This is a genomic window from Collimonas sp. GW821-FHT07E08, assembly GCF_059418905.1.
This window is the reverse complement of the sequence record NZ_JBWKQR010000013.1, coordinates 153,293-159,527: the sequence shown is the minus strand read 5'-3', so window position 1 is coordinate 159,527 and position 6,235 is coordinate 153,293. Positions and strand designations below refer to the sequence as shown.

Here is a 6,235-nt window from a genome sequence, read left to right as displayed (position 1 = left end):
AAGACGGTGGTCGCGGGCGGCAATATCGATGAAGTGCACCTGCGGCCGAACAAGCTGGTGGAGTACAAGTCGGTGGCTGCCGTGATGGCGTCGGCGCAGCGGCTGGGCGTCACCAAGATCGGCATCGTCGGCAATGAGCAGTTCATGGAGTAATCAATAGCATTTGTTTTTGCACCGGAAAATAGGCAGGGTCATACCCCTGCCTATTTTCGTTTTTTCGATTGAAAGAATAGCTATGTCCAAATTACCAAAACTACGGTTTGCACCAATTTTCGTGTTGCTGGCAGCCGTGGGCCTGACCGCCGCGCTGCCAATGGCTGGCGTGGCTCCGCTGGCTCATGCCGCGGACGACAGCGCCAAGGCAGAGACGGTGCGCCCGGAAATCGGCACGCCGCTGCAAGCAGCACAGGCACTGCTCAAGGAAGAAAAATTCAAGGAAGCATTGGCCAAGATCGCTGAAACCGATGCTGTCGCCGACAAGACACCGTATGAAATCTACGCCATCGACCGCCTGCGCGGGGCAGCTGCCGCGCGCGCCGGCGATACCGACCTGGCAGGCAAATCGTTCGAAGCGGTGATTGCGTCCGGACGCCTGGCGCCGGCGGAAAAAGCCAAGATCGTGCAGGCGTTGGGCAGTTTGTACTACGACGCGGAAAAATATCCCAAAGCCATCGAATGGCTATCGCGTTCGCTGAAGGAAAACGGCAACGATCCGCAAACCCGCACCTTGCTGATCCAGTCCTATTACCTGAGCAACGACATTCCGCGCGCCACCAGCGAGCTGCAGAAAGATATCGCGGCCGATGAAAGCGCGGGCCGCACGCCGACCGAGACCACCTTGAAACTGCTGGTCAGCTGCGCGCTCAAGAGCAACGACAAGCCGGCATACCTGGGGTCGCTGGAAAAGCTCAACACCTACTATCCGAAGAAAGAATACTGGATCGACATACTCGGCCGTATCCAGGCCAAGCCGGGCTTCTCTGACCACCTGACGCTGGACGTGTACCGTTTGAAAGCCGCGACAGCGCAGCTGCAGACCAGCGCCGAATTCACCGATGTGGCGCAACTGTCGCTGCTGGCGGGATTCCCGGCGGAAGCGAAGAAAACGCTGGACCAGGGTTTCCAGTCCGGCGTATTGGGCAGCGGCCCTGACGCGGCCAAGCAAAAGCGCCTGCGCGACCAGGCCAGCAAAGGCATGGCAGACGACCAGCGGACCATGGCGCAAAGCGAGGCTTCGGTAAACAGCAGCAAGGAAGGCACCGGCCAGCTCAACCTCGGTTATGCGCTGGTTACCGCCGGCCAGTTTGACAAAGGCCTGGCGCTGATGGAAAACGGCTTGAAGAAGGGCGGCCTCAAGCGTCCGGAAGATGCCAAGCTGCACCTGGGTATTGCTTACCAGCTGGCCGGGCAGAAGGACAAGGCGATCCAGGCGTTCAAGTCGGTGCAAGGATCTGACGGCGTAGCCGACCTGGCGCGCTTGTGGATCATGCAAGTGAACCACCCGCTCAATTGATCCCGAGCGGGACCAGGCCATAAAAAAAGAGCCGTCTGCGATCACTCGCAGACGGCTCTTTTTCCTTGAAGGATGCAGCAGCAGCCGGATCCTCCCTTTGCCGGATTTCAGGCCTGGGCCATTTAGCCCTTCGGACCTCTGGGCGCCACGGGCGGGATCATGTCCTTGGCTTGCTCCGGCGAGAGCGTCTGCACATTCGACTTCTTGTTTTGCCTGGAGGGCAGGTTGCTGCCGGTGGTGTAAACGTTTTCCTGGTTGTCGGCGACGTTCTGGTTGCCGGCGTCGACTGCGCATGCAGACAGAACGGGCAAGATAAATGCGCAAGCAAATAGTGTTTTCATGGCGGTTTTCTTTGTCTCTGGATGTTGGAATTGGTAGCCCGTTCAACGCGATGGCTGCGCGCTACATGGTGTTACATTTAAGAAATGCACGATAGCATATTTACTTTCGGAAAAGCAACAAGTGACGTGACAAACAGACATCGTATGCAATCGATGATATGGTGTTTCCCTTGCGCCGCAGCCACCAGCCACCGGCGTATTTTTTCAGCTTTGCTCACCTGATTTCACCCAAATCACAACGGACAAAACATGTACCTCAAACACGCATTGGCCCTATCCGCCATCCTCACCAGCGGCGGCAGCATCGCCCAGCAATGCCCTGCGGGCAAGCAGGCCCTGACTTATCCTGCCAGCAAAAAAATCGACCAGGTAGACGACTATCACGGCGTCAAGGTAGCCGACCCTTACCGTTGGCTGGAAAACGGCAACAGCGACGACACCAAGGCGTGGATAGAAGCGCAAAACACACTGACGCAAGGCTTCCTTGAAAAAATTCCTGCACGCGCGGCGATCCGCGAACGGCTGACCAAGCTGTGGAATTTCGAACGCTTCAGCGTGCCCTTCAAGGAAGGCGGCCGTTATTTCTACAGCCGTAACGACGGCCTGCAAAACCAGGCGGTGTTATACACCGTCAAGCAACTCGACGAAGAGCCGCGCCTGCTGCTCGATCCCAACAAGCTGGCGGCGGACGGCACGGTGGCGCTGGCCGGCATTGCGGTCAGCCCGAACGGCAAATACCTGGCCTACGGCACCGCTGCCTCCGGTTCCGACTGGAACGAATGGAAGGTGCGCGACATCGAAAGCGGCAACGACACCGCCGATCATTTGCAGTGGGTGAAATTTTCGGGCGCATCCTGGGCCCACGACAGCTCGGGCTTTTTCTACAGCCGCTACGATGCGCCGAAAGAAGCGACCAAGCTGGCTGACGTGAACTATTTCCAGAAGCTGTATTTCCATAAAATCGGCACTTCCCAGGACAACGATGTCCTGGTCTACGACCGGCCGGATCAAAAGGAATGGGGTTTCGCCGGCCACGTCACCGATGACGGCAAATACCTGATCGTCAGCATTTCGCAGGGCACGGAACAAAAGAATCGCGTGTACTACAAGGAGCTGGGCAAAAAAGACGCAAAGATGCTGCCGCTGCTTGACGATTTCGATGCTTCTTACGATTTCATCGACAACGATGGCCCGGTGTTCCTGTTCAACTCCAACAAGGACGCGCCAAAGGGCCGCATTATCGCGATCGACACGCGCCGCCCCGAGGTTGAAAAATGGCAGGTGATCGTGCCGGAGGCCGAGCAAACCTTGCAAGGAGCGAACGTGGTCGGCCAGCGCCTGGTGCTGGACTACCTGAAAGATGCGCGCAGCCAGGTCAAGGTATTCACGCTGGACGGCAAGCTGGTGCGGGAAGTGGCTTTGCCAGGAATAGGTTCTGCCAGCGGTTTCGGCGGCAAGCGCCATGACAAGGAAACCTTCTATTCGTTTACCGGCTTTACCACGCCAGCCGCCATTTACCGTTATGACCTGGCGAGCGGCAAGAGCAGCCTGTACCGGCAGCCGAAGGTCGATTTCGATCCGAGCGCGTTCGAGACGCGCCAGGTTTTCTACAGCAGCAAGGATGGCACCCGGGTGCCGATGTTCATCGTATCGAAAAAGGGCCTGAAGCTCGATGGCAGCAACCCGACTTATCTGTACGGTTACGGCGGCTTCAACATTTCACTGACGCCGGCGTTCTCGGTGCCCAACCTGGCCTGGATGGAAATGGGCGGCGTGTACGCCGTGCCGAACCTGCGCGGCGGCGGCGAGTACGGCAAGGCATGGCATGAAGCCGGCACCAAGCTGCAGAAGCAAAACGTGTTCGACGATTTCATCGGCGCGGCGCAGTGGCTGATCGCCAATAAATATACTTCGCCGCGGAAACTGGCGATCGGCGGCGGCAGCAACGGCGGGCTGCTGGTCGGCGCCACCATGGTGCAACGGCCGGAGCTGTTTGCCGCGGCGATCCCCGCAGTCGGCGTGATGGACATGCTGCGCTTCCATAAATTCACCATCGGCTGGGGCTGGACTTCGGATTACGGCTCGTCCGACAACGCCGATGAATTCAAAGCCTTGTATGCCTATTCGCCGCTGCACAACCTGAAGCCAGGCACCTGCTACCCGGCCACGCTGGTGACCACCGCCGACCATGACGACCGCGTGGTGCCGGCGCACAGCTTCAAGTTTGCGGCCACCGAACAGGCTGACCAGGCGGGCGCGGCGCCGGTGCTGATACGCATCGACACCAAGGCCGGGCATGGCGCCGGCAAGCCGACTTCGAAGCAGATTGAAGAGGTGGCCGATCGTTGGGGCTTTTTGACCAAGGTGCTGGACATGCGCCCGGCGCCGGACGCCGGCGCGGTGGCGGGCAATCCGCCAGAGCCGTCGGCCGACTGACGGCATCCCGACAGCAGCGGCTGGCTGTCCACCGCAGCCGCTGCGGACTGAACGCAGGGCGATACCCTATGAGGCTTTTTTCTCGCTGAGCGTATCGTGATAATCGTGCTTCAGGTCCGCGTAGCATTCGCAAGCCCTTGCTTCCAGGCCATCCCGGTCCAGCACTGTCAGGTGCCCACGCGCATATTGGATCAAGCCTTCTTCCTGCAGCTTGCCGGCTGCCTCGGCGATCGATTCGCGCCGCACGCCCAGCATCGCGGCAATCGCGCTTTGCGTGACGCTGATTTCGTTGCCAGGCAAGCGGTCTAGCGTCAGCAGCAGGCAACGGCACAATTGCTGCGGCACACTGTGATGACGGTTGCACACGGCGGTTTGCGATATTTGCGCAAGCAGCGTCTGCGTATAGCGCAGCAACAGTTGCTGCAAGGCGCCGCCGCGGGCGAACTCTTCCGCCAGGATGCTGGCCTTCAGGCGGAATCCATAACCCGCGCTTTTCACGGTGGCCCGGTTCAGGCTCTTGCCGCCGCCCATGAACAGGGTGACTCCCAGCACTCCCTCGTTGCCGATCACCGCAGTCTCGGCCGAACTGCCGTCTTTCATGTCGTGGACCAGGGAAATGATGCTGCTGGTGAGAAAATAAATATGCCGTATCTGGCTGTCCGCTTCGCATACCGTCATGCCGAACGGCATCGCGACAAATTCCAGGTGCGGCAGCAGGCGCCGGAAATCTTCTGGCGGCAAGGCGTCAAGTATGTGGTTCTGCAAAGGATTGTGGCCGTACAGGCCGGCAATGCGGAGCGAGGTGAGGTGTTGCGTGCCGGGCTGGATCAGCTCGGCCATGTTTTCTCTCCGAAGGACCGACAGTACCGCGGCGCTATTTTTTGCACTCGTTTTCAGAGTGCCGCAATTGTTCAATACGTAAGCCATCGCCATCTCCTTTGAGGATGTGGTTTGTACTGCTGTGTATTGATGATTGCATTGGAGCGGAGTTTGCGAAATCAGCGCTTGTCTTCTTCTGCTGTAGGAATGCGCTGACACAGGGATCGGTGCCGGAGAGGCGTCCAGTCACGAAAAAAATGCGGTTGACGCCTGTGGCGCCAACCGCGGTCTGCTAGCTGCCGCTGGAAGAACTGGCGCCCGATGCAGCCGGTGCGGCCGGTGCAGCGTCGGGAGCCGACGTGGCGGGGGCTGCCGGAGCGGCTGGCGGCATTGCCTGCTGCGTTGCCGGTGGAGTGGCCGCTGCAGGAGCATTGGGGTCATCCGTTTTTTTACATCCGCTGACCGCGATCATGGCAATTGCTGTAACGATAAGTGTGTGCTTAAGTAACATATTCTCTCCATCGGACGGGAGCAGCATGTCAAAACCGCCACCGTCAAAAAATGAAAAATGAACTGCTGACGTTTATATCTTTGTGCAAAATTCCGCGAATGTAAAGTTTGAATCGGTGTTTTAGTAAGGGCAGGTATCCGCCAGACAACTGTCAATCGACCGAAAAGCCGCATGCAGCAAGGGATGCCGGCTATTTTCATGGGTGACGCGCTAAGTTGCCTAGCGCACAAAACTGATCCGGATTTGCCATTAACCTTGCTTCACGATCTTTACAAAGGACTCGACATGAAAAACATTCATATCCTCGTGCTGCCTATTGCAGCGCTGCTGTGCGTCAACCTGGTCCAGGCACAAACCACGGCGCCCGCCGAAGGCGCCTCGCCCGCAGCGACCACCAGCGTCGATACCCGCGCCGCCTTGACCGATCCGCTGGTGCAAAAACGGCAAGCCGATAGTGAAGCGAAGGCAGAATACAAGGCCAAGAAAAAAATCGCAAAGGCAAACATGAAAGTAGAAAAAGCGGAGGCGAAAGCGAATCTGAAAGAAGAGAAACAGGAATCGACCGAGGCGCGCGACAAGGCCATGGCAGCCGATCCCATGCCTAAATAAACAGCG

General features: G+C 58.4%; 6 protein-coding genes. 4 read left to right on the top strand and 2 right to left on the bottom strand.

Annotated features, from left to right (window positions below; genetic code table 11):
• Both AC07RZ_RS18145 and AC07RZ_RS18140 read left to right on the top strand, forming a co-directional pair.
• Positions 1 to 153 (top strand): ExbD/TolR family protein (locus tag AC07RZ_RS18145; RefSeq protein WP_494668990.1); only part of this gene is annotated, 153 nt, incomplete at its 5' end.
• An 82-nt stretch (positions 154 to 235) separates the two neighbouring features.
• Entirely contained in the window at positions 236 to 1,513 is a 1,278-nt protein-coding gene (locus AC07RZ_RS18140; protein WP_494668985.1) for a tetratricopeptide repeat protein, read from the top strand.
• A 122-nt stretch (positions 1,514 to 1,635) separates the two neighbouring features.
• Here the strand turns inward: AC07RZ_RS18140 and AC07RZ_RS18135 are convergent, their stop codons facing one another.
• Positions 1,636 to 1,854, bottom strand: a complete 219-nt coding sequence (locus AC07RZ_RS18135) for a hypothetical protein (RefSeq protein WP_144741461.1) — start codon at positions 1,852 to 1,854, stop codon at positions 1,636 to 1,638.
• A gap of 249 nt (positions 1,855 to 2,103) precedes the next feature.
• On the opposite strand from AC07RZ_RS18135, the gene AC07RZ_RS18130 reads away from it, so the two are divergent.
• Entirely contained in the window at positions 2,104 to 4,290 is a 2,187-nt protein-coding gene (locus AC07RZ_RS18130; protein WP_494668984.1) for a prolyl oligopeptidase family serine peptidase, read from the top strand.
• A gap of 66 nt (positions 4,291 to 4,356) precedes the next feature.
• Here AC07RZ_RS18130 and AC07RZ_RS18125 read toward each other — a convergent pair whose 3' ends face one another.
• Positions 4,357 to 5,223, bottom strand: a complete 867-nt coding sequence (locus tag AC07RZ_RS18125; protein WP_494668983.1) for a Crp/Fnr family transcriptional regulator — start codon at positions 5,221 to 5,223, stop codon at positions 4,357 to 4,359.
• Between the two features lie 568 nt (positions 5,224 to 5,791).
• Here AC07RZ_RS18125 and AC07RZ_RS18120 point away from each other — a divergent pair.
• Entirely contained in the window at positions 5,792 to 6,229 is a 438-nt protein-coding gene (locus AC07RZ_RS18120; RefSeq protein WP_494668982.1) for a hypothetical protein, read from the top strand.
• The last annotated feature ends 6 nt before the right edge of the window (positions 6,230 to 6,235 follow it).